17 protein-coding genes and 2 pseudogenes are annotated in these 20,014 nt (G+C 71.5%); 15 read left to right on the forward strand and 4 right to left on the reverse strand.

Annotated elements, in window-relative coordinates; translation table 11 throughout:
* The first annotated feature begins 120 nt into the window (after window positions 1–120).
* The 3 genes from ABZS71_RS10425 (at window position 121) to ABZS71_RS10435 (ending at window position 2,837) form a co-directional block, all read left to right on the forward strand.
* On the forward strand, window positions 121–954 hold the full coding sequence (locus ABZS71_RS10425; protein ID WP_355849434.1) for a glycerophosphodiester phosphodiesterase: 834 nt from the start codon (window positions 121–123) through the stop codon (window positions 952–954).
* Between the two features lie 65 nt (window positions 955–1,019).
* The gene (locus ABZS71_RS10430) at window positions 1,020–1,712 is read left to right on the forward strand and encodes an ATP-binding protein (protein ID WP_356208859.1); all 693 of its coding nucleotides are present in this window, start codon (window positions 1,020–1,022) and stop codon (window positions 1,710–1,712) included.
* A 156-nt stretch (window positions 1,713–1,868) separates the two neighbouring features.
* Entirely contained in the window at window positions 1,869–2,837 is a 969-nt protein-coding gene (locus tag ABZS71_RS10435; RefSeq protein ID WP_355849437.1) for a DUF5926 family protein, read from the forward strand.
* Window positions 2,838–3,256: 419 nt separating this feature from the next.
* On the opposite strand, the gene ABZS71_RS10440 is transcribed toward ABZS71_RS10435, so the two are convergent.
* On the reverse strand, window positions 3,257–3,931 hold the full coding sequence (locus ABZS71_RS10440) for a bifunctional DNA primase/polymerase (protein ID WP_355849440.1): 675 nt from the start codon (window positions 3,929–3,931) through the stop codon (window positions 3,257–3,259).
* A 571-nt stretch (window positions 3,932–4,502) separates the two neighbouring features.
* Here ABZS71_RS10440 and ABZS71_RS10445 point away from each other — a divergent pair.
* Complete coding sequence (locus ABZS71_RS10445) at window positions 4,503–6,161, forward strand: PP2C family protein-serine/threonine phosphatase (protein WP_356208806.1); 1,659 nt, start codon at window positions 4,503–4,505, stop codon at window positions 6,159–6,161.
* 84 nt (window positions 6,162–6,245) lie between these two features.
* Complete coding sequence (locus ABZS71_RS10450; RefSeq protein WP_356208808.1) at window positions 6,246–7,751, forward strand: aminopeptidase P family protein; 1,506 nt, start codon at window positions 6,246–6,248, stop codon at window positions 7,749–7,751.
* Between the two features lie 65 nt (window positions 7,752–7,816).
* Here ABZS71_RS10450 and ABZS71_RS10455 read toward each other — a convergent pair.
* Window positions 7,817–8,286: pseudogene (locus tag ABZS71_RS10455) on the reverse strand (carboxymuconolactone decarboxylase family protein).
* Between the two features lie 47 nt (window positions 8,287–8,333).
* Here ABZS71_RS10455 and ABZS71_RS10460 point away from each other — a divergent pair.
* A pseudogene (locus ABZS71_RS10460) lies at window positions 8,334–8,579 on the forward strand (winged helix-turn-helix domain-containing protein); the annotation flags it as partial.
* Here the strand turns inward: ABZS71_RS10460 and ABZS71_RS10465 are convergent.
* Complete coding sequence (locus ABZS71_RS10465; RefSeq protein WP_356208810.1) at window positions 8,579–9,085, reverse strand: ATP-binding protein; 507 nt, start codon at window positions 9,083–9,085, stop codon at window positions 8,579–8,581. The pseudogene ABZS71_RS10460 and the gene ABZS71_RS10465 overlap by 1 nt on opposite strands.
* A gap of 202 nt (window positions 9,086–9,287) precedes the next feature.
* Between ABZS71_RS10465 and ABZS71_RS10470 the strand changes: the two genes are divergently transcribed.
* The 9 genes from ABZS71_RS10470 to ABZS71_RS10510 all read left to right on the forward strand — a co-directional run bounded on the left by ABZS71_RS10470 (window position 9,288) and on the right by ABZS71_RS10510 (window position 19,323).
* Entirely contained in the window at window positions 9,288–10,118 is an 831-nt protein-coding gene (locus ABZS71_RS10470) for a hypothetical protein (RefSeq protein WP_356208811.1), read from the forward strand.
* A gap of 104 nt (window positions 10,119–10,222) precedes the next feature.
* Window positions 10,223–10,975, forward strand: a complete 753-nt coding sequence (locus tag ABZS71_RS10475; protein ID WP_356208812.1) for a YcnI family protein — start codon at window positions 10,223–10,225, stop codon at window positions 10,973–10,975.
* A gap of 160 nt (window positions 10,976–11,135) precedes the next feature.
* Window positions 11,136–11,804, forward strand: coding sequence for an SCO family protein (locus tag ABZS71_RS10480; protein WP_356208814.1), 669 nt, complete (start codon window positions 11,136–11,138; stop codon window positions 11,802–11,804).
* On the forward strand, window positions 11,801–12,265 hold the full coding sequence (locus ABZS71_RS10485; RefSeq protein ID WP_355849460.1) for a copper chaperone PCu(A)C: 465 nt from the start codon (window positions 11,801–11,803) through the stop codon (window positions 12,263–12,265). The genes ABZS71_RS10480 and ABZS71_RS10485 overlap by 4 nt, the downstream gene beginning before the upstream one ends.
* A 6-nt stretch (window positions 12,266–12,271) precedes the next feature.
* A complete protein-coding gene (locus ABZS71_RS10490) occupies window positions 12,272–14,371 on the forward strand; it encodes a copper resistance protein CopC (RefSeq protein WP_356208815.1) in 2,100 nt (699 codons plus the stop codon).
* Window positions 14,368–15,618 (forward strand): iron uptake transporter deferrochelatase/peroxidase subunit, encoded by a 1,251-nt coding sequence (efeB, locus tag ABZS71_RS10495; RefSeq protein ID WP_356208817.1) that lies wholly within the window; start codon window positions 14,368–14,370, stop codon window positions 15,616–15,618. The genes ABZS71_RS10490 and efeB overlap by 4 nt, the downstream gene beginning before the upstream one ends.
* Before the next feature lie 107 nt (window positions 15,619–15,725).
* Window positions 15,726–16,661: a prephenate dehydratase gene (gene pheA, locus ABZS71_RS10500; protein ID WP_355849469.1), complete on the forward strand. Its 936-nt coding sequence runs from the start codon at window positions 15,726–15,728 to the stop codon at window positions 16,659–16,661.
* Between the two features lie 551 nt (window positions 16,662–17,212).
* On the forward strand, window positions 17,213–18,490 hold the full coding sequence (gene serS, locus ABZS71_RS10505; RefSeq protein ID WP_355849472.1) for a serine--tRNA ligase: 1,278 nt from the start codon (window positions 17,213–17,215) through the stop codon (window positions 18,488–18,490).
* A complete protein-coding gene (locus tag ABZS71_RS10510) occupies window positions 18,487–19,323 on the forward strand; it encodes an HAD-IIB family hydrolase (RefSeq protein WP_356208819.1) in 837 nt (278 codons plus the stop codon). The genes serS and ABZS71_RS10510 overlap by 4 nt, the downstream gene beginning before the upstream one ends.
* Window positions 19,324–19,391: 68 nt before the next feature.
* Here ABZS71_RS10510 and ABZS71_RS10515 read toward each other — a convergent pair whose 3' ends face one another.
* The gene (locus ABZS71_RS10515) at window positions 19,392–19,841 is read right to left on the reverse strand and encodes a phospholipase (protein WP_355849478.1); all 450 of its coding nucleotides are present in this window, start codon (window positions 19,839–19,841) and stop codon (window positions 19,392–19,394) included.
* Window positions 19,842–20,014: the final 173 nt, after the last annotated feature.

A 20,014-nucleotide genomic window follows, 5' to 3' on the forward strand; every position in this document is an offset into this window, starting at 1 on the left:
GAGCGGCGGCCCCGTGGACTACCACCCTTTATCCCGGACAATTCGCCCTACCGCCATTCCGCGTAACGATCGGCGGGGCCGCGTCCACCGGCTCATGCCGGGCGGTGGCACCATAACGCGGTGACCTATGCGCGCCCTGCCCGGGACATCCGCCCCGGTCCGCACACCGTCTCCGTCGTCGCCCACCGCGGGGCCTCCGAGGACGCTCCGGAGCACACCCTGGCCGCGTACCGCAAGGCGATCGAGGACGGCGCCGACGCCCTGGAATGTGATGTCCGGCTCACCGCCGACGGCCATCTCGTCTGCGTCCACGACCGCCGCGTCAACCGCACCTCCAACGGCCGGGGTGCGGTCTCCGCGCTCGAGCTGTCCGATCTCGCCGCCCTCGACTTCGGCTCCTGGAAGGGCCAGGCCGCCGACGAGGAGGAGCCGGACCGCAACAGCCGGGACAGCACGTCCGTCCTCACTCTCGAACGGCTTCTGGGCCTCGTCGCGGACGCCGGGCGCCGCGTCGAACTGGCGATCGAAACCAAGCACCCCACCCGGTGGGCAGGTCAGGTGGAGGACCGGCTGCTCACGCTGTTGCGCCGCTACGGGCTCGACACGCCGGCGCCCGGCGAGCCGTCGCCCGTACGCGTGATGAGCTTCTCGGCGCGTTCGCTGCACCGCATCCGGCTCGGGGCGCCCGCCATCCCCACCGTCTATCTGATGCAGTTCATGCTGCCGCGCCACCGGGAGGGGCAGCTGCCGACGGGCGTACGGATCGCGGGCCCGAGCATCCGGATCGTACGGAACCACCCCGAGTACGTGGCGCGGCTGCACCGCGAGGGGCACCGAGTGCACGTGTGGACCGTTGACGAACCGGGGGACGTCGAGCTGTGCGTACGGCTCGGGGTCGACGCACTGATCACCAATCGCCCCAAACAGGTGCTGTCGCAACTAGGACGCACATAGTGGGCATTACAAGGCGTGCACCGGCGCGTTCGGTACGTATTCGATCGTGACGAGTGCGTCACACGATGCCACTTGGCCGGTTTCCGTTCCAGCCCGTTGGGGCATCCATCCCGTGGCGTGGGGCTAAGGAGGTCTCGGGGGTGGCGTTGGTGGTGGCACGGCAGGTGCCGACGTCGTCGACCATGGCCGTACCCCATGGTCCTGCGGGCGTCCGCGCGGCACGACATTGGATGCGCGGCGATTTGGGCAGGGCTGGGGTATCGGATTCGGTCATAGACGACGCTGTATTGATCCTTTCAGAACTACTGAGCAACGCATGGCGACATGGCCGCCCATGGCGCTCCGACCACGGTGGCGGCACGGTCCGCGCGGCCTGGCGCGTCGATGAGAACGACCGGCTGACGGTTGAAGTCACGGATGGCGGTGGCCCCACAAGGCCTCTTCCGGCCAATCCTTCGGTCACCGCCCGCGGCGGTCGCGGATTGAACATCATCATGTCCCTGGCCGAGGAGTGGGGCGTACGGGACGGTACCGGTGAGGTCACCGTATGGGCCCTTCTTCCGGTCGATGACGGTTTCTCCCGGCGTGTCACGATTTCCTCTGATCTCGGACCCGAGCTCGGCTCCGACCTCGGACCCGAGCTGGGACCCGAGCTTGGCGCGGAATTGCCCGCGGAGCTGCGTCCGAACCTCGACACGAACATCGATCCCGATTTCGACCGCGAGCTGGACTTCGCCGATCTGGACGAGCTCGCGTAGCCGACGCGGCCCACGTAGCCGACGAGGTTCGGCCAAAGGGCTAGGCTCGCGCCCGTAACCAGCGTACGAGCCGTACGAGCACCGCCGCGGCCGTACGCGCACCGTCACGGGCGTACGAGCAAGCCCTGAGCCGCACGATCGGGAGACAGCCTCACCATGGCCAAGAAGCGCCGCCCCCAGACCAAGGCCGCAGGTCCACAGGTCGCCACCGGCGACATCCCTGTGGTGGGTGCGCGCGAGCCCTGCCCCTGCGGTTCGGGCCGTCGCTACAAAGCCTGTCACGGCCGAGAAGCCGCGCACGCCGTCACCGAGCTGGTGCAGCGCCCCTTCGAAGGGCTCCCCGGCGAATGCGACTGGGTGGCGCTGCGCGAGCTGGTGCCCGCCGCGACCGTCGAGCTGACCCTCGCCGAGGGGCTGCCCGAGGGGGTTCCCTCGGTCACCCTGGCGACCGTACTGCCCATGGCGTGGCCCGCGCTGCGCCGCGACAACGGCGCGGTGCTGATCGGTCTGCAGAACGACACGGCCTCCGGCGACCTCAGCCGCGACCTGGCCGACACCCTGCGCCGTGCGCTGACCGCCGAGCCGGGCACCCCGGTGGCCGCCCAGCGGGCCCCCGGCGACGGTCCGCGGCTGCAGGATCTGCTCGACCCGAAGGGCGCTTTCACGCCGACCCTGCACGAGGGGTTCGAGTTCTGGCTCGAGGACGCCGCGAGTGCGACCGGGGAGGTCGCCGCGTCCCTGGAACGGGCCAACGCGGCCGCGATCCCGACCGCCCGGCTCTCGGGTGTGGACGCCGCCTACTGGTGCGAGACGCCGGAGAAGAACCACCTGCGCTGGGTGATGTCCCACCCGGAGGAGAAGCTGCTCGACGCGCTTGCCCGGCTGCATGCGGCGGGTGCCTCCTCACTCGGCGAAAACACCCGGCTGGTGGGCTCCTTCCGGGCCCACGGGCTCACGGTGCCCGTGTGGGACCTGCCCCGCGGGATGGGCGCGGAGGACACCGAGAAGCCGGCCGCGGCCCTCGCCGAGCGGCTCGCCGAGGCGCTCGCCTCCGACGCCCCGCTGACGGCCGAGCAGCGGCGCGCCCGCAGTGGTCTCACCAACCGTCAGGTGACGCTCAGCTGACCTCGACGACGGGGTCGGCGGAGGCCGCCGGCGGGCGTGACGCTGCTCACAACCCACTGTTACGGCCAGCAAGTACGCGTCCGGAAATCCGCGATCGAATTTGCTTACCGCCGATCTCTTGTTACGGTTCTAAAAGCCCGGTCGCTGGTGCATCCCCCGTCGCCAGCGACCGGGTGCTTCCATGTCCGGGGCCGGGCACCCCACGAGGGGCCGGCAGCGGCCGGACGAGGGGCGGACGGCGCTGAGCGGACCGGTCCCGTGAGGACCAACCGGCGTCGGCGCCACAGGAGTTGGACCCCGCGCCATCGAGCGCCCGGGAACCCACGGCATCAGGCGGAGACGACAGCGACGCGGCGGAGCCGTGAGCCCCGCCGCGTCCGTATGTTCGTATCGCGATGCGCGTCGGTGAAGGCCCGCCGTCAGTAGGCGAGCCGGCTGCCCCCGTCGGGCGCGCTGCTGCTGGCCTCGACCAGAGCGTCCACCACCGTGGCCACCTGGGGCAGCCACGGCCGTCCGCCGCGGCGCAGCGGCGCGCGCTCCCAGCGCACCCGCCCGAGACCCGTCTGCGACGGCGGAAGCACCAGATAGCCGCCCTCGCCGTGGAACCGCAGCGAGCTGGGCACCCAGTCCTGGCGGTGCAGCAGCTCGCCCAGCTCTTCGAGGGAGTACGGGGCCACCAGCAGCGACCAGCGGGTGGGGGTGGCGACCACCGGGCCGAGCCGCACCCCCGACCGGTCGAAGGCGGCCAGCGCCCGCGCCGCGGCGACCGCGGGCAGGCTCACGGCGCAGGGGGCGGGGCCGCCGGTGGCGAGGAGGAGGGGCGCCGTGGGGCGGTTCGTCCACCACCAGCGCACCATGTGCGGGTCGGTGGTGGCGGCGAGGAGAACGGGGTCGAAGGGGTGACCGCCGGGCACCGCGCAGTCCGGGTCGGGGCAGCCGCACACCCGTGTCCGTCCGCCACCGGGCTGGAGGCCAACGCCCGGGAGTACGGGCCACTGCCACTCGGTGGCGCAGGTGAGCGCCGCGCGGAGCAGCGGCGACCGCGCGCCACGCCGCAGCGAGAACTTGCGTCGCCTTCCGAGGATCTCGCGCATGAGCGCTCGTTCCTTTCCGTTAACGCCGAGGGCTGTATCCGTCGCACTACATGGCACTTCGCAAGGCAATACGTGGCGCTGTCCGGCATCGTTCGGCCTGTCACAGCACGTGGATCACGAGTCACTGCGCGTACAAGGCAGCGCATCACGCCGTAGGCCGAGCGTGGAACGTGGCGAGGGGTGGCGCGCGCATGGCGCTTGCCGTCCTGGGTGGTGCGTATCCCCGCCACTCGGGGATGGGCGCGGCCGTTGTCGTCTATGACGCCTGGACCGCCCGCGGGGTTCCGGGGAGATCCGAACTGCCCCGCCCCTCTCCGATGTGTACCCGCCGCAGTGTTGACGACGCGCTGTCGAATGACGTCAGTCGACCTTAAATTGACAGCCTAACGACTTTTTTTCGGCCAAGTTCAATTCCCCACGGACACCAACAAACCCACCGGGCCAATGCTGGACATCGCCTCTCCGGTGCGTGTACATCTGGAGACAGTAGCGGCACAGTAGCGGCGCAGCACGACAGGGGGTTTGCGATGCTATTGAGCAAGCCGGACGCAGCGGGTGAAGGCAGCGGGCCATGAGCTCGCCCCATCCGCCGAAAGTGGCTGGAATCGATTCTTCCCTCCCGGCGCCCACGCAAACTGCCGACCCCGTTACCCCGCCCCTGACCACGCCGAACGCCGGGGTTCAGGACCACCTCGCCGGCTGGGTGTCGGACCTCACCACCCTTCATGAGCTCACCGAGCGACTGGTCCACACCCATACGCTCGACGACGCGCTGCATGAACTCCTGCGCGCGGGTGCCGCGCTGGTGGGCGCCCAGCGCGGGCTCGTGGCGCTCGAACCGGTCGACGGGCTCGGGCCGGTGACCACCGTCGGCCTCGGCCTCGGCCGCGCCGACCTCGGCCAGATCGAGACCATCCCGCGCGGCTCCGCCTCCGCCGGTCATCTGCTCGACGGGCTGCCCGAGCCGGACGGCGAGCGGCGCGCCGATGTCACCCACCCCGATATCGCGAGCGAGGCCGATCTCGACCCCCGCCACCGCGAGGTGGCCGCCCGGCTCGGCTTCTCCGCGAGCTACGCCGTGTCGCTGGACCCGTTCCCCGCCGGTCCCGGTCCCTTCGCCGTCCCCGGGCTCGTCTCCGTGCCCTCCCCCGCCTCCGACCCGGGAGCGGCCGGGACCGGCTCCCCGGCGGGCGCGAACGGCCGTACTACGGTCCCCGGCGCCGGAAACGGGCCGGTGCACGGCTCCGCGAGCAGCTGCGCGAGCGGCATGGCGAGCGGCGCCGTAAGCGCCACCGCCCCGGCCTCGGACCACCCGGGCACGGTCGCCGCCGCGGGCGCCACCCGCGCCGCCGGGCGGCTCGGCGGGGCCGCCTGGCTCTACGACGAGCCCGCCGAGCCCGCGGAGCGCCAGCGCCACCTCGTGGGCCTCTACTGCCGCTACGCCGCCGCGCATATCGCCCGGCTCATCGAGCTCTCCCGCGCCCGTACGACGGTCGCGACCATTCAGGAGGAGCTGCTGCCCACGCGGCTGCCCCGGGTCCCCGGGGTGCGTCTCGCCGTCCGCCACCACCCCGGCCCGCACGGCGGCGGGGACTGGTACGACGCGCTGCCGCTGCCCGACGGCGCGCTTGGGCTCTCGGTCGGCGGAGTCACAGGTTCCGGGCCGAGTGCCGTCGTCGCGATGGGGCGGCTGCGGGCCTCCCTGCGTGCGTACGCGGTGATGGAGGGCGAGGATCCGGTCGCCGTCCTCTCCGATCTCGAACTGCTGCTGCGGCTCACCGAGCCCGCCCGCTCCGCCACCGCCCTCTTCGCCTACTGCGAGCCGGGGCCGCGCAGGGTGGTGCTGGCCGGGGCCGGGCACTGCCCGCCGCTGATCACCGGCGAGCGGCGCACCGAGTTCGTGGAGACCACCTTGTCCGCGCCGCTGGGCATGCTCTCCTGCTGGGAGGCGCCCAGCGTCGAGGTCGAGCCCGGCTCCGGGGAAACGCTCCTCTTCTACAGCGACGGGCTGCTCCACCGGACGGGGGAGCCGATGGACCGGGCCTTCGCCCGGTTGCACGCGGCCGCGGCGAACGCCCCCAGGGCCGTACGCCGCGATCCGGACGGCTTCGCGGACCATGTGCTCCGTACGGTCCTCCCCGACGGACCGGGCGGACCGGGCGGACCGGGCGGCCAGGACGCGGAGGACGGCACCGAGGACCTCGTCCTGCTCGTCGCCCGCTTCGACTGATGTCCGCGCCCCGCACGAGGCCCGCTCGAACCGTGATCGACGAGTGCCTCACACTCTCCCGGCCGCCGTATCCCCGCACCTACCATGGGAGAGGTCCAGTTCGAGGAGGATGACGTGACCGAGGAGCCCACTCCTGACGCCCTGGAGACCCCGGAGGCGGAGGAGCAGCCCATCAAGCAGCGGAAGAACGGCCTCTACCCGGACGTTTCCGCCGAGCTCGCCGACAACATGCAGTCCGGCTGGGCCGACACCGAGCTGCACGACCTGGAGCCGATCGCACAGGCCGCGCACGCCGCCCGCCGCCGCGCCGCGCTCTCCGCGCGCTTCCCCGGCGAGCGCCTGGTCATTCCCGCGGGCAATCTCCGCACCCGCTCCAACGACACCGAGTACAGGTTCCGCGCCTCGACCGAGTACGCGTACCTGACCGGCGACCAGACCGAGAACGGCGTCCTGGTGCTGGAGCCGGCCCCGGGCGGCGACGGCCATACGGCGACGCTGTACCTCCTGCCGCGCTCCAACCGTGAGAACGGCGAGTTCTGGCTGGACGGCAGCCATGGCGAGCTGTGGGTCGGCCGCCGGCACAGCCTCAGCGAGGCGGAGCGGCTGCTGGGCCTGCCCGCCAGGGACGTGCGCAAGCTGGCCGACGAGCTGAAGGCCGCGACCGGCCCGGTCCGTATCGTGCGCGGCCATGACGCCGCGCTGGAGGCGGCCCTGACCGACAAGGTCACCGGCGAGCGCGACGAGGAGCTGCGGGTCTTCCTGAGCGAGCAGCGCCTGGTCAAGGACGCCTTCGAGATCGGGCAGCTGCAGGCGGCCGTCGACTCGACCGTCCGCGGCTTCGAGGACGTCGTCAAGGTGCTGGACAAGGCGGAGGCCACCTCCGAGCGCTACATCGAGGGAACGTTCTTCCTGCGGGCCCGGGTCGAGGGCAACGATGTCGGCTACGGCTCCATCTGCGCCTCCGGTCCGCATGCCACCACCCTCCACTGGGTGCGCAACGACGGCCCGGTCCGCTCCGGCGATCTGCTGCTGCTGGACGCGGGCGTGGAGACCACCACCCTCTACACCGCCGACGTCACCCGCACGCTGCCGGTGAACGGCACCTTCAGCCCCATCCAGCGCACGATCTACGAGGCGGTGTACGAGGCGCAGGAGGCGGGCATCGCGGCGGTCAAGCCGGGTGCGAAGTACCGCGACTTCCACGACGCCGCCCAGCGCGTCCTCGCCACCAAGCTCGTCGAATGGGGTCTGGTCGAGGGCCCGGTCGAGCGCGTCCTGGAGCTCGGCCTCCAGCGCCGCTGGACGCTGCACGGCACCGGCCACATGCTCGGCCTGGATGTGCACGACTGCGCCGTGGCCCGGACCGAGACCTATGTGGAGGGCACTCTGGAGCCCGGCATGTGCCTCACCGTCGAGCCCGGCCTCTACTTCCAGGCCGACGATCTGACCGTGCCCGAGGAGTACCGGGGCATCGGCGTCCGGATCGAGGACGACATCCTGGTGACGGAGGACGGCAACCGCAATCTGTCGGCGGGGCTGCCGCGGACCGCCGACGACGTCGAGGCGTGGATGGCCCGGCTCACCGCGTGACGCGGCGGCTCACCGCCTGAGGCGGCTTCAAGGGGAGCGGCGGCGCGCCGCTCCCCTTCGCGCTGTCACCGCTGCCCCGGCACCTTGCGGGTGGTCACGGCGATCCGGTTCCAGGAGTTGATCGTGAAGATGAGGGCGAGCCGGGCCAGCTCCTGGTCCTCGAAGTGGCGGGCGGCCCGCTCGTACACCTCGTCGGGGACACCGCCCGGCAGCAGGGTGACGGCCTCGGTGAGCGCGAGGGCGGCCTGCTCCTTCTCGGTGTAGAACCCCGCCTCGCCGGCCTCCCCCCAGACGCCCACCAGAGCGATCCGCTCCTTGCTCTCGCCCGCCTTATGGGCGTCGGTGGTGTGCATATGGAGGCAGTACGCGCAGTTGTTGAGCTGGACGAGCGGATCTGCACCAGCTCGACGAGGGCCGGGTCCAGCCCCTCGCGCGCGGCCGCGTCCGGGCCGATCACGGCCTTGAACGCCTTGGGGGCGGCCTTCGCGAAGTCGACTCGTCCGGTCTGCCGCTGTGTCGCTGTCGTTGTCGTCATGGCCACGAATCCAGGCCCCGATGCGACCGGCTGTATGGTGCATTTCCGTGGCGGAATCATGGGTCAATCCGGCGGAGATCCTCGGCAGTGACCTCCATCTGGAGCTGTCCCGCGCGGGCGGCCGCCGGGCCGCCCTGATGACCGCGCAGGGCAATGCCATCCGCGCCGGACGGCTCGCCCCCGGCACCCGGCTGCCGCCCTACCGCTCGCTGGCCGCCGACCTCGGCATCGCCCGTAATACGGTCGCCGACGCGTACGCGGAGCTCGTCGCCGAGGGCTGGCTCACCGCCCGCTACGACGCCTTGAGCAGGGCGCCCTCGCGCCATTTGAGGATCTTGTCGAAACTCACCACCACCCCGCCGCGACCCGGCCGGTCGCGGTAGCGGACATGGTCGGTGAGGGCCTCGATGAGAAAAAGCCCCCGCCCGTGCTCCGCCTGGGCGGGAGCCGGACCGTGCGGGTGCTGCTGCCTCGGCGCGCCCGGCGGGCGCCGCTCGCCACGTGTGCGGGATTCGCGGCGGACGGTACTGCTGCGGTGGGCGAAGCCGGGGCCCGAGTCGGTGACCTCGATACGGCAGGTGTCGCCGTCGATGAAGGCCGTGACTCTGTAGTCCCCGCCCGTGCCGTCGCCGCCGCCGTGCTCCACCGCGTTCGCACACGCCTCGGAGAGGGCGACCGACAGGTCGTAGGAGATCTCCGGATCGACTCCGGCCGTCTCCATGGTGCCGAGGAGCAGTCGTCGTGCGAGCGCAACGCTCGCCGCCTCGCGGGGCAAATGGAGTGACCACCAGATGCTCATGCTCCAGCCTCCCGGCCGCGGCTCGACATACCGTTACGTATTGCCTGGGTCCATGGTCCGTAAGCGTGCGATTGACGTGACTCCGCTCATTCGGCGGACGCGCGCGATGGGCGCACCGGTGTATGGGGCCTGTCCCGGTGTGCGCCGGTACGCCCTACCCGCCGTAGGGAACGCGTCCATCCAGTGGGATGATGGCGCGGCCATGGCTTCCCCTGTCGCCCGTGCCGGCGCCGATCTGCGAATGCTGCGGGCCGCGGTGTTCACCGCGGTCTGTGTCGTGCTGTCCGCGGCGGGGCATGTGCTGGCCTCCTGCGCGACCGTACCGCTGTGGACGGTGGGCGTGGGGTGCGCGGCCGTGTTCACGGTGGCGCTGCCGCTGGCCGGACGGGAGCGGTCGCTGCCCGGGATCGCGGCCGTCCTGGCAGGTGGCCAGCTCGCGCTGCACACGCTCTTCGGGCTCGGCCAGCAGCAGGCGAGCGCCGCCCTGGACGCCGCCCAGCGGGCCGACGCCGCCCACGGCCGCGTCATCGGGCTGGCCGCGAAGCTGCTGTGCACCACGGGCCCCGGCCGGCCCGACGCCGCGACGGCGCACCGGATCCTCGCCCGCGCGGGGCTGGATCCGTCGGCCGTGGGGTCCATGCACTCCATGCACACCGTGCCGTCACCCGCCGCGCGTGCGCCGGAGCACGCGCCGGGGCTTGTGGGCCTGCTGCCGTCGCTGCCGATGGCCCTGGGCCATCTGCTGGCCGCGCTCACCGTCGGCTGGCTCCTGCGGCGCGGCGAGGTGGCCGTGTGGCGGGCGGTACGGCTGTCGGTGGACGGGGCGCGCGGGGTCACGGAGGCCGCGCTCGTACGGGCGCTGCGCACCGCCATGGGGCTCGTACGGACGCTGTCGGCCGGTCTGGCCGCGGCGACCTCGGGCGGGCCGTGCCGTCCGCGCACGGCCGAGCGGGACGAGGGCGGAACGACGGCCCTCGCGCTTCAGCACAGCGTGATCAGGCGGGGTCCGCCGCGCTACGACCTCGCGGCCTGACCGGACGCGACGCTCCTCCAGCGGGACCGGAGGGCGGCCGCGACGTCGCCGCACGCGCGCCCACCCCTCTGATCATCCCGTACTCGCATACCCGGAGTGTTCACATGAACGCCATGCGTCTTCGTCGTCTCCCGGTCCTCGCAGGTCTCACCGCGGGCGGCCTGGTGCTGCTCGCCGCCGGACCCGCCTTCGCGCACGTCAGCGTGCAGCCCGGCCAGGCCGAGAAGGGTGGCTACAGCACCATCAACTTCAAGGTGCCCAACGAGCGCGACAAGGCTTCGACCGTCAAGCTCGAGGTCACCGTCCCGACCGACCATCCGCTCGCCTCGGTGATGCCACAGCCGGTGCCGGGCTGGGACGTCAAGGTCACCAAGACCAAGCTCGCCAAGCCCATCGAGATGGACGGCGAGAAGATCAACGAGGCGGTCAGCAAGGTCACCTGGACGGGCGGCAAGATCGAGCCGGGCACCTTCCAGCAGTTCCCGCTGTCGGTCGGCCAGCTGCCCGAGAACGCGGACCAGCTCGTCTTCAAGGCGCTCCAGACGTACGACAACAAGGAGGTCGTGCGCTGGATCGAGGAGCCCAAGGAGGGCGCGGCCGAGCCCGAGAACCCGGCGCCCGTGCTCAAGCTCGTCGCCCCGGCCGCGGGCTCGGACGGACACGGCGCGCCCGCGGCCGACGACAAGGGCAAGAACGCCAAGAACGCCACGTCCGGCAACTCCGAGACGGCCGCCGGGGCGGACGACGACGGCGACAGCAGCGACACCACCGCCCGGGTGCTGGGCATCGCGGGCATCGTCATCGGCGCCGCCGGTGTCGCCTTCGGCGTGGTCGCGAGCCGCCGCCGCTCCGCGTGACCGCGTGACCGTACGCGTGCCCTTCGGGGCGCCCGTCCGGTTGCCTTCGGGATGACCCCGGGTCCTTGACCCGGCCGTGTGATCCGCCGGGGCGGCGGGGGCCATGCGCCCGCCGCCCCCACGCACCACCGATTCACACCTCTCTTTGGAGAACAGCTCCATGCGCACCAAAATCCTGGCCGCCGCGCTCGTCGCCACCGCCGCGCTCACCCTCGGCGCCTGCGGCGGCTCCGACGGCGGCGGCGACAAGGCCGACAAGGCCGCCGCCGAGGTCAAGGGCGGCCAGAAGTCGGGGCAGGCGATCGTCCTCGACAAGGGCACGGCCAAGGCCAAGCCGGACCTCGTCCTCACCGACACCGAGGGCAAGAAGTACGACCTGCTCAAGGAGACCAAGGACCGGCCCACCCTGCTCTTCTTCGGGTACACCCACTGCCCGGACGTCTGCCCGCTGACCATGAGCAACCTGGGCATCGCCGAGAAGAAGCTCTCCAAGGCCGAACGGGACAGGCTGCGGGTCGTCTTCGTCACCACCGACCCCGCCCGCGACACCCCGGGGCGGATCCGGTCCTGGCTGAACGCCCAGGGCGGCACGGACTTCGTCGGCCTCACCGGTGACTTCGACACCGTCCAGGCCGCCGCGCGGCCGCTGGGCATCTACGTCGAGAAGCCGAAGAAGGAGAAGGACGGCAGCGTCACCGTCAGCCACGGCGCCGAGGTGGTCGGCTACTCGCCCAAGGACGACAAGGGCCACTGGATCTACACGACCGATGCCACGGCCGACCAGTACGCCAAGGACCTGCCGAAGATCATCAAGGGCGAGAACCCGTGACGGCCGGTCCGATCGTCCGTAAGACGGCCGCCGTGGCGCTCGCCCTCGGCCTGTCCGCCGGGCTCGCCGCCTGCTCGGGCGACGGCGGCGGCAGCCCCAAGCTGTCCGTCAGCGGCGCGTACCTCCCGCAGCCCCCGATGACCGACATGGCGGCGGGCTTCCTGACCGTACGGAACACCGGGGGCGGCGCCGACAGGCTGACGTCCATCACCACCCCGCTCGCCTCCGACGTCACCCTGCACAGCACGACGGGCGGCCGGATGAAGCAGGTGAGCTCGCTGGATGTGCCGTCCGACGGCTTGCTGAAGCTGACCAGCGGTGGAGATCATCTGATGCTGACAAATCTGACCCACAGGCCGAAGGTCGGTGAGAAGGTCAGCTTCACCCTTCACTTCGCCACGTCCGACCCCATCGTGATCAAAGTCCCGGTCGAGCCGACGACATACCGCCCCAAGGACTGACGCCCGATGCCCTCGCTGACCTCACTGTCCTCCGCCAGGACCGCCAGGACCGCCAGGACCGCCAGGCACCCCGCGACCGCACGGCGGCTGTCGGCGATCTGCGGCACCCTGCTGGCCGTCCTCCTGTGCGCGCTCAGCGTGGGCGCGAGCTCCGCCTCCGCGCACGCCGCGCTCACCTCGACCGACCCGGGTGACGGTTCGGTGGTGAAGACCGCGCCCACGGAGGTCACGCTGAACTTCTCGGAGGGCGTACTGCTCTCCAAGGACTCGGTGCGCGTCCTCGACCCCAAGGGCAAGCGCGTGGACACCGGGAAGACCGGCCATGCGGGCGGCAAGGCGTCGACCGCCGCCGTGGGACTGCACTCCGGGCTGCCGGACGGCACGTTCACGGTGGCGTGGAAAGCGGTCTCGGAGGACAGTCACCCGGTGAGCGGCGCGTTCACCTTCTCCATCGGCGCCCCGTCCAAGACCACGGTCAAGGTGTCGTCGGGCGGGGATTCGAACACGGCGGTCGGAACGCTGTACGGGATCGGCCGGTACGCCGCCTACGCCGGGTTCGCGGCGCTGGTCGGGGGCTGTGTGTTCGCCGGGGTCTGCCGGTCCTCGCGCCCGGTGCGCAAGATCGCCGTCGGCGGCTGGGTGACGGTCTTCGCCGCCACCCTGATGCTGTTGCTGCTGCGCGGCCCGTACACCGACGGCGAGGGACTCGGCGGGATCGCCGACCTCGGCAGGCTGGGTGATGTGCTGTCCACCAAGCCGGGCGCGGCACTGTTGTCCCGGCTGGTGCTGCTCGGCGCGGCGGCGGCCTTCCTGGCCGTCCTCTTCGGCTCGTACACCCGCCGCTCCGAGGATCCGGAGACCGACGCGCGGCGCCGTCGGGACCTCGCCTTCGGGCTCGGCTTCGGAGGCACGGTCGTGGCCGTGGGACTCGCCGCGACGTGGGCGATGGCCGAGCACGCCTCGGTCGGCATCCAGCGGCAGCTGGCCATGCCGGTGGACGTGATCCATCTGATCGCGGTCGGGGTGTGGCTGGGCGGACTGGCCTCGCTCGCGGTGACGCTCCGCGCGGGCGAGCCGATCGAGCGGGCGGCGGTGCGCCGCTTCTCGCGGCTGGCCTTCGGCTCGGTCGTCGCCCTGGCCGTCACCGGGCTGTACCAGTCCTGGCGGCAGGTCGGCTCCTGGGGCGCCTTGACCGACACCGAGTACGGGCGATGGCTGCTGGTCAAGGTGGGTCTGGTGGCGGTGCTCGTCGGGATCGCCGCCGTCTCGCGCCGCTGGACCGGCCGCCTTACGGACGGCACGGCGACGGCAAAGAGCGAGGCGGAGGCCGAGTCCGAGGCCAAGGCGGAGGGCAAGGCGGAGGGCAAGGCGGAGGGCAAGGCGGCGGTGAAGGCCGCGCAGCCGGTCCGTACGGGCGCGGCTGCCACGGCCGAGGCCGCATCCGGTGGCGGATCCGACGCCGAAGGCGCTACCGGAGGAGCTACCGAGGGCGGTGCCGAGTCGGGTGCCGGCTCCCCGGCCGAGGACCCCGTACGCACCGCCCAGCTCGCCCGTCAACAGGCCGCCAAGGACAAGACCGCCACCCAGCGGCGGCGCGACGGCGACCCCGAGCGCAGCGGACTGCGCCGCTCGGTGATCGCCGAGACCGTCGTGGCCGTCGTACTGCTCGCGGTGGCCACCGTGCTGAGCGGGACCCAGCCCGGCCGGGCCGAGACCAAGCAGTCCGCCGCGGCGGCCACGAACCCCGGCGTGCTGAACGTCGACCCGGTGAGCGTGGAGATCCCGTACGACACCGGCAGCAAGAGCGGCCGCGGCAACGCCGTGGTCATGATCGACCCGGCCCTGCCCGGGGACAACGCGCTCCACGTCTTCCTCACCGACCGGGCCGACCGCCCCGTGGACGTGGCCGAGCTCAAGGTGTCCCTGACCCTCAAGGAGAAGGCCATCGGCCCGCTCCGGATCCCCCTCGAGCGCCTCTCGACCGGGCACTGGGGCGCCAAGACCGTCCAGCTCCCCATGGCCGGCACCTGGCAGCTCTCCCTGACCGTACGCACCTCCGACATCGACCAGGTGACGGAGACCAGGAACGTGAAAGTCGCTCAATGACGTCAGAGCAGGACCCCTCTTCGTGGATCTCCCGGCGCCGGCTGCTGGGCTCGGCGGGCGCCGCGGGCGCGGCCGGGCTCGTCGCCGGCGGGGCCGCCGGGGCCTACGCCGCCGAGGCGGCACGGGAGCAGCCGAAGCCCCTCACCGCCGTCGGCGCGACCGCCGTGCCCTTCCACGGCAAGCGCCAGGCGGGCATCACCACGCCCCCGCAGGCCCACTGCCATCTCGTCGCCTTCGATCTGGCGCCCGGTGCGGACCGTAAGGCGGCCGCCGCGCTGCTGCGCCGCTGGTCGCGGACGGCCCAGCAGCTGACGGCGGGCGAGGCCCCGCCGGACGACACGGGTATCGCGCTCGACGCGGGCCCCTCGTCCCTCACCGTCACCTTCGGCTTCGGCCGGACCTTCTTCGGCAAGGCGGGGCTGGCGGACCAGCTGCCGGAGGCGCTGGCTCCGCTTCCCGACTTCTCCTCGGACGCGCTCGACGCCAAGCGCAGCAACGGCGATCTGTGGATCCAGATCGGGGCCAATGACGCGCTCGTCGCCTTCCACGCGCTGCGCGCGCTGCAGCGCGAGACCGGTGGCACGGTCCGGCTGCGCTGGCAGATGAACGGCTTCAACCGCACGCCGGGCGCCACCGACCGCCCCATGACGACCCGCAATCTGATGGGCCAGCTCGACGGCACCAACAACCCCAAACCGGCGGACGAGGACTTCGAGCGGCGGATCTTCGTTCCGGACCGGCCCGCCACTGGGCAGCCCGCGTGGATGGCGGGCGGCTCGTACGCCGTAGTACGGCGGATCCGGATGCTGCTGGACTCCTGGGACCACCTCTCCCTGGAGCGCCAGGAGAAGGTGATCGGGCGCCGTAAGTCGGACGGCGCCCCGCTGTCCGGCGGCACGGAGACCACCCCGGTCCGGCTCGACAAGGTGAACAAGGACGGGGCGCTGGCCATCGGCGGCGCCGCGCATGTCAGGGTCGCGGCGCCCGCATCGAACCAGGGCGCGGCGATGCTGCGGCGGCCCTTCTCGTACCACGACGGCTTCCGCGACGACGGGGCGCCGGACGCCGGACTGCTGTTCATCGCCTGGCAGGCGGATCCGATGAAGGGGTTCGTCCCGGTGCAGCGCAAGCTGGACCTGGGCGACGATCTCTCGCGGTTCCTGCGGCACGAGGCGAGCGCGCTGTTCGCGGTGCCCGGCGGCTGTGCTCCGGGAGAGTACGTCGGTCAGGCACTCTTGGAGGGATGACGGCAAGGATGAGTCGCCGCGGCCGCGGGCGTTCGGTCAGTGGTCCGCGTGCCCAGCGGTCGCTGGGTATCGTGGCGGTTCTCGTCTGATCGCAGGGAGCCACCGTGATGTCGGCCAGTCGCTATGCCTACCTCGGCCCCGAGGGCACCTTCACCGAGGCCGCGCTGCGGACCATGCCGGAGGCCGCCACGCGCGAACTGGTCCCCATGGTCTCCGTGCCGGCGGCGCTGGACGCCGTGCGGACCAGCGCGGCGGCGGCCGCCCTGGTGCCCATCGAGAACTCGGTCGAGGGCGGCGTCACCGCGACTCTCGACGAGCTCGCCACCGGCGAGCCGCTGATGATCTACCGCGAGGTGCTGCTCTCGATCAGCTTCGCGCTGCTCGTCCGGCCGGGCACCTCGCTCGCGGACGTCAAGACGGTGACCGGGCATCCGGTCGCGCAGCCGCAGGTCCGCAACTGGCTCGCGGGCAATCTGCCGGACGCGCAGTGGGAGTCCGCCGCCTCGAACGCGGACGGGGCGCGGCTGGTGCAGGAGGGCCGGTACGACGCGGCGTTCGCGGGCGAGTTCGCGGCGCCGAAGTACGGTCTGGAGCCGCTGGTCACCGACATCCACGACGCGCAGAACGCGATGACCCGCTTCGTCCTGGCCGGCCGCCCGGCGCGGCCCGCCGCGCGGACGGGCGTGGACAAGACGTCCGTGGTGATCTGGCTGGGTGACGACCACCCGGGCGCGCTGCTCGAACTGCTACAGGAGTTCGCGGCGCGCGGGGTCAACCTGGTGCGGATCGAGTCGCGCCCGACCGGCGAGGGCATCGGCCGTTACTGCTTCTCGGTCGACTGCGAGGGGCACATCACGGACCGGCGGGTGGGCTCGGCCCTGATGGGGCTGAAGCGGATCTGCCCGAATGTGCGGTTCCTGGGCTCGTATCCGCGGGCGGGTGTGGAGGCGGCGAACATGTCGCCGCTGCGGCACGGGACGTCGGACGAGGCGTTCACGGCGGCCGCGGAGTGGCTGGCCCGCTGCCAGGACGGCCGGGCCTGAGGCACGGCCCGGGCCGGTACCGCTGGGGACAACCCGGATCGCTACGAAAAAGTTATCCACAGGCCAAGGGATGGCGCTGGGGATAAGTCGACACACTCAAACCGACATGGTCGACACAACGCCCCAGGTGCCCCACCTCGTGCCATCACCGCCCATAGCGGTCTCGTCACCGCAATTACCTCGCTCAACTCTCTGGAGTGAGGGATTCCCCTCTCGAAGAGCGTGTGAACGAGGTTTGATAGGGGAATCCATCGCCGAGCACTCGCCGGACTAAATGATCATCGCGACATCCACAGATCTCACACAGCCTGTGGATAACTCGACCGCGCCTGTCCGGCCCCTGTGGACAACCGACGCCCAACTTCCCCCTCCCGCAAGGGAAACCGGTCATCCCGACCCCGCCCCTACGCCCCTTCGGGGACTGCGCACGCATTCCTTGACGGCGCCCGTCACCGGAATTCCTTGGTTTATCCACACCACCAAAAGGTGCAAATCAGGACGGAAAGGAATATCGTGTCGAGGGCCCGAGGTCACACCGGTAACCTGGTGGTGTGATTGACCTTCGCCTGCTCCGTGAGGACCCCGATCGTGTGCGCGCCTCCCAGCGCGCCCGTGGAGAAGACGTCGGCATCGTCGACGCGCTCCTGACCGCCGACGAGCGGCGCAGGTCCTCCAGTGTCCGCTTCGACGAGCTGCGCGCCGAACAAAAGGCGCTCGGCAAGCTCATCCCCAAGGCCGCCGGCGACGAGAAGGCCGAGCTGCTGAAGAAGGCGGGCGAGCTGTCCGCTGCCGTCAAGGCGGCCGACGCCGAGCAGGACGAGGCCGCCGAGGAGACCCAGCGGCTGCTGCGCCGGCTCGGCAACCTCGTCCACCCCGATGTACCCGTAGGCGGCGAGGACGACTTCGCCGTCCTGGAGACCGTCGGCACCCCGCGCGACTTCGCGGCCGAGGGCATCACTCCCAAGGACCATCTGGAGCTCGGCGAGCTGCTCGGGGCGATCGACACCGAGCGCGGCGCCAAGGTCTCCGGCTCGCGCTTCTACTATCTGACGGGCGTCGGCGCGCTGCTGGAGTTCGCATTGGTGAACGCGGCGATGGCGCAGGCCACCGCGGCGGGCTTCACCCCGGTGCTCACCCCGGCGCTGGTCAAGCCGAAGGCCATGGAGGGCACCGGCTTCCTCGGCCAGGCCGCGGACGACGTCTACCACCTCGACAAGGACGACCTGTACTTGGTCGGCACCTCCGAGGTGCCGCTGGCCGCATACCACATGGACGAGATCCTGGACGCGGGCGAGCTGCCGCGGCGCTACGCCGGATTCTCCTCCTGCTTCCGCCGCGAGGCCGGGTCGTACGGCAAGGACACCCGGGGCATCTTCCGGGTGCACCAGTTCGACAAGGTCGAGATGTTCGTCTACACGACGCCGGAGGACGCCGAGGCCGAGCACCAGCGGCTGCTGGAGTGGGAGAAGCAGTGGCTGACCTCGCTGGAGCTGCCGTTCCGGGTGGTCGACCTGGCCTCGGGTGACCTGGGCTCGTCGGCGACGCGGAAGTTCGACTGCGAGGCGTGGATCCCGACCCAGGGCAAGTACCGCGAGCTGACCTCGACCTCCAATACCACCGAGTTCCAGTCGCGCCGGCTGTCGATCCGGATGCGCGAGGGCAAGCGGGTCCGTCCGCTGGCGACGCTCAACGGCACGCTGTGCGCGGTGACCCGGACCATCGTCGCGATCCTGGAGAACCACCAGCAGGCCGACGGCTCGGTGCGAGTGCCCGAGGTACTGCGGCCGTTCCTGGGCGGGCGCGAGGTCCTGGAACCGGTCGCACGGTGACGCATACCGAAGCCGGTACGGCGGAAGATCTGCCGTACCGTCTGGTCGCGACCGACCTCGACGGGACGCTGCTGCGCCCCGACCACTCGGTCTCCACCCGTACGCGTGACGCGCTCACGGTGGCCACCGCGGCCGGTGCCGCCCATATCGTCGTCACCGGGCGGACCGTCCCGGCGGCCCGGCACATACTCGACGACCTCGATTACCGGGGGCTCGCGGTGTGCGGACAGGGCGCCCAGCTCTACCACGCGGGCGAGCACCGGCTGCTGACCTCCGTCACGCTGGACCGGCAGGTGGCCCTGCTGGCGCTGGAGAAGATCGAGGCGGAGATCGGCCCGCTGACGCTGGCCGCGGCCCGCGACGGGCTCGACGGCGAGGTGCTCTTCGGCGAGGGCTACCTGATGGGTCACGGGGAGATGCCCCTGGTGCCCTTCACGGACCCGGCCGCGCTGTGGTCCGCGCCCATCAGCAAGCTCTACATCCAACACGCCGAGCTGGGCGACGACGCGCTCGCGGACGCCGCGATGGCGGCCGCCGGGGGTCTGGTCGGGGTCACGATGGCCGGTGCCGGGCTGGTGGAGCTGCTGCCGCTGGGGCTGACCAAGGCGACGGGCCTGTCGCTGGCCGCGCGCCGGCTGGGGCTGACGGCCGCCGACACGATCGCCTTCGGCGATATGCCCAATGACATCCCGATGTTCGGCTGGGCGCGGCACGGTGTCGCTATGGCCAACGCGCACGACGACCTCAAGGCCGTCGCCGACGAGATCACCGCATCCCATGTGGAGGACGGCGTCGCCATCGTGCTGGAGCGGCTCTTCCCGGCCGCGGGCTGACGGACCGAGCGGATGCCGGGCGGCCCACCGAGGCCGCCCGGCATCCGGGCTCAGCTGAGTTCCGGGGCTCAGCCGAAGACCTTCACCGCCTGGTAGTACGTCCACGCCGTGCTGTTGCACGATGTCTTGGTGGCACCGCTGTAGCCGGCGCACACCCGCTTGAGGTCCTCGTAGAAGGCGCTGTCGAGGCGGGACTTGTTCGCGTCGAACGCCCCCATGGCCTTGTAGTTGCGGTACCCGAAGTCGTGCCGGGCGCAGGAGGTCTGGAAGGGAAAGCCGAACGGGTTGTCGGGCGACGTGCTGCAGTAGTCGGTCGACCAGTCGAAGGCGTAGGCGGCCCAGGCGCCCTGGTTGTTGCGTGCCGAGAGCCAGGCGTCGTAGCTGTCGGCGCTGGTCTGGGTCCAGTTGGCGAGGACCTGCGGCTTGTCCGCGGGGGCCGCCTGGGCGGGTGCGGCCAGGGCGACGGTGGCGGCTGCGGTAACCGCGGTGGCGGCGAGGCTCGTGGCAAGGCGACGCATTCGGGTGCCCTCCGTTTTCACTTGACGCCCCCTCAACGCCTGTGGGGCGACGAGGGAGCGGCGTGGTGAGATCCAGCGCACGCCAAGAGTTGGACAGGTCCCTGACAACCGTCAAGATCTGGACAGACGTGGAGATGAACAGACTTCCACCAACAAAGGTTCGGATGTTCCTC

This window comes from Streptomyces sp. NPDC005393 (assembly GCF_040606675.1).
In the GTDB taxonomy this organism is placed as follows: domain Bacteria; phylum Actinomycetota; class Actinomycetes; order Streptomycetales; family Streptomycetaceae; genus Streptomyces.

Bases quoted from the DNA above. Each gene is read 5' to 3' on its own strand.
- efeB (WP_356208817.1), top strand. From the start codon at position 14,368: ATGACGTCAGAGCAGGACCCCTCTTCGTGGATCTCCCGGCGCCGGCTG.
- ABZS71_RS10490 (WP_356208815.1), top strand. From the start codon at position 12,272: ATGCCCTCGCTGACCTCACTGTCCTCCGCCAGGACCGCCAGGACCGCC.
- ABZS71_RS10435 (WP_355849437.1), top strand. From the start codon at position 1,869: ATGGCCAAGAAGCGCCGCCCCCAGACCAAGGCCGCAGGTCCACAGGTC.
- ABZS71_RS10475 (WP_356208812.1), top strand. From the start codon at position 10,223: ATGAACGCCATGCGTCTTCGTCGTCTCCCGGTCCTCGCAGGTCTCACC.
- ABZS71_RS10430 (WP_356208859.1), top strand. From the start codon at position 1,020: ATGCCACTTGGCCGGTTTCCGTTCCAGCCCGTTGGGGCATCCATCCCG.
- ABZS71_RS10515 (WP_355849478.1), bottom strand. From the start codon at position 19,841: ATGCGTCGCCTTGCCACGAGCCTCGCCGCCACCGCGGTTACCGCAGCC.
- ABZS71_RS10480 (WP_356208814.1), top strand. From the start codon at position 11,136: ATGCGCACCAAAATCCTGGCCGCCGCGCTCGTCGCCACCGCCGCGCTC.
- pheA (WP_355849469.1), top strand. From the start codon at position 15,726: ATGTCGGCCAGTCGCTATGCCTACCTCGGCCCCGAGGGCACCTTCACC.
- ABZS71_RS10470 (WP_356208811.1), top strand. From the start codon at position 9,288: ATGGCTTCCCCTGTCGCCCGTGCCGGCGCCGATCTGCGAATGCTGCGG.
- ABZS71_RS10465 (WP_356208810.1), bottom strand. From the start codon at position 9,085: ATGAGCATCTGGTGGTCACTCCATTTGCCCCGCGAGGCGGCGAGCGTT.
- ABZS71_RS10445 (WP_356208806.1), top strand. From the start codon at position 4,503: ATGAGCTCGCCCCATCCGCCGAAAGTGGCTGGAATCGATTCTTCCCTC.
- ABZS71_RS10450 (WP_356208808.1), top strand. From the start codon at position 6,246: ATGGGAGAGGTCCAGTTCGAGGAGGATGACGTGACCGAGGAGCCCACT.
- ABZS71_RS10440 (WP_355849440.1), bottom strand. From the start codon at position 3,931: ATGCGCGAGATCCTCGGAAGGCGACGCAAGTTCTCGCTGCGGCGTGGC.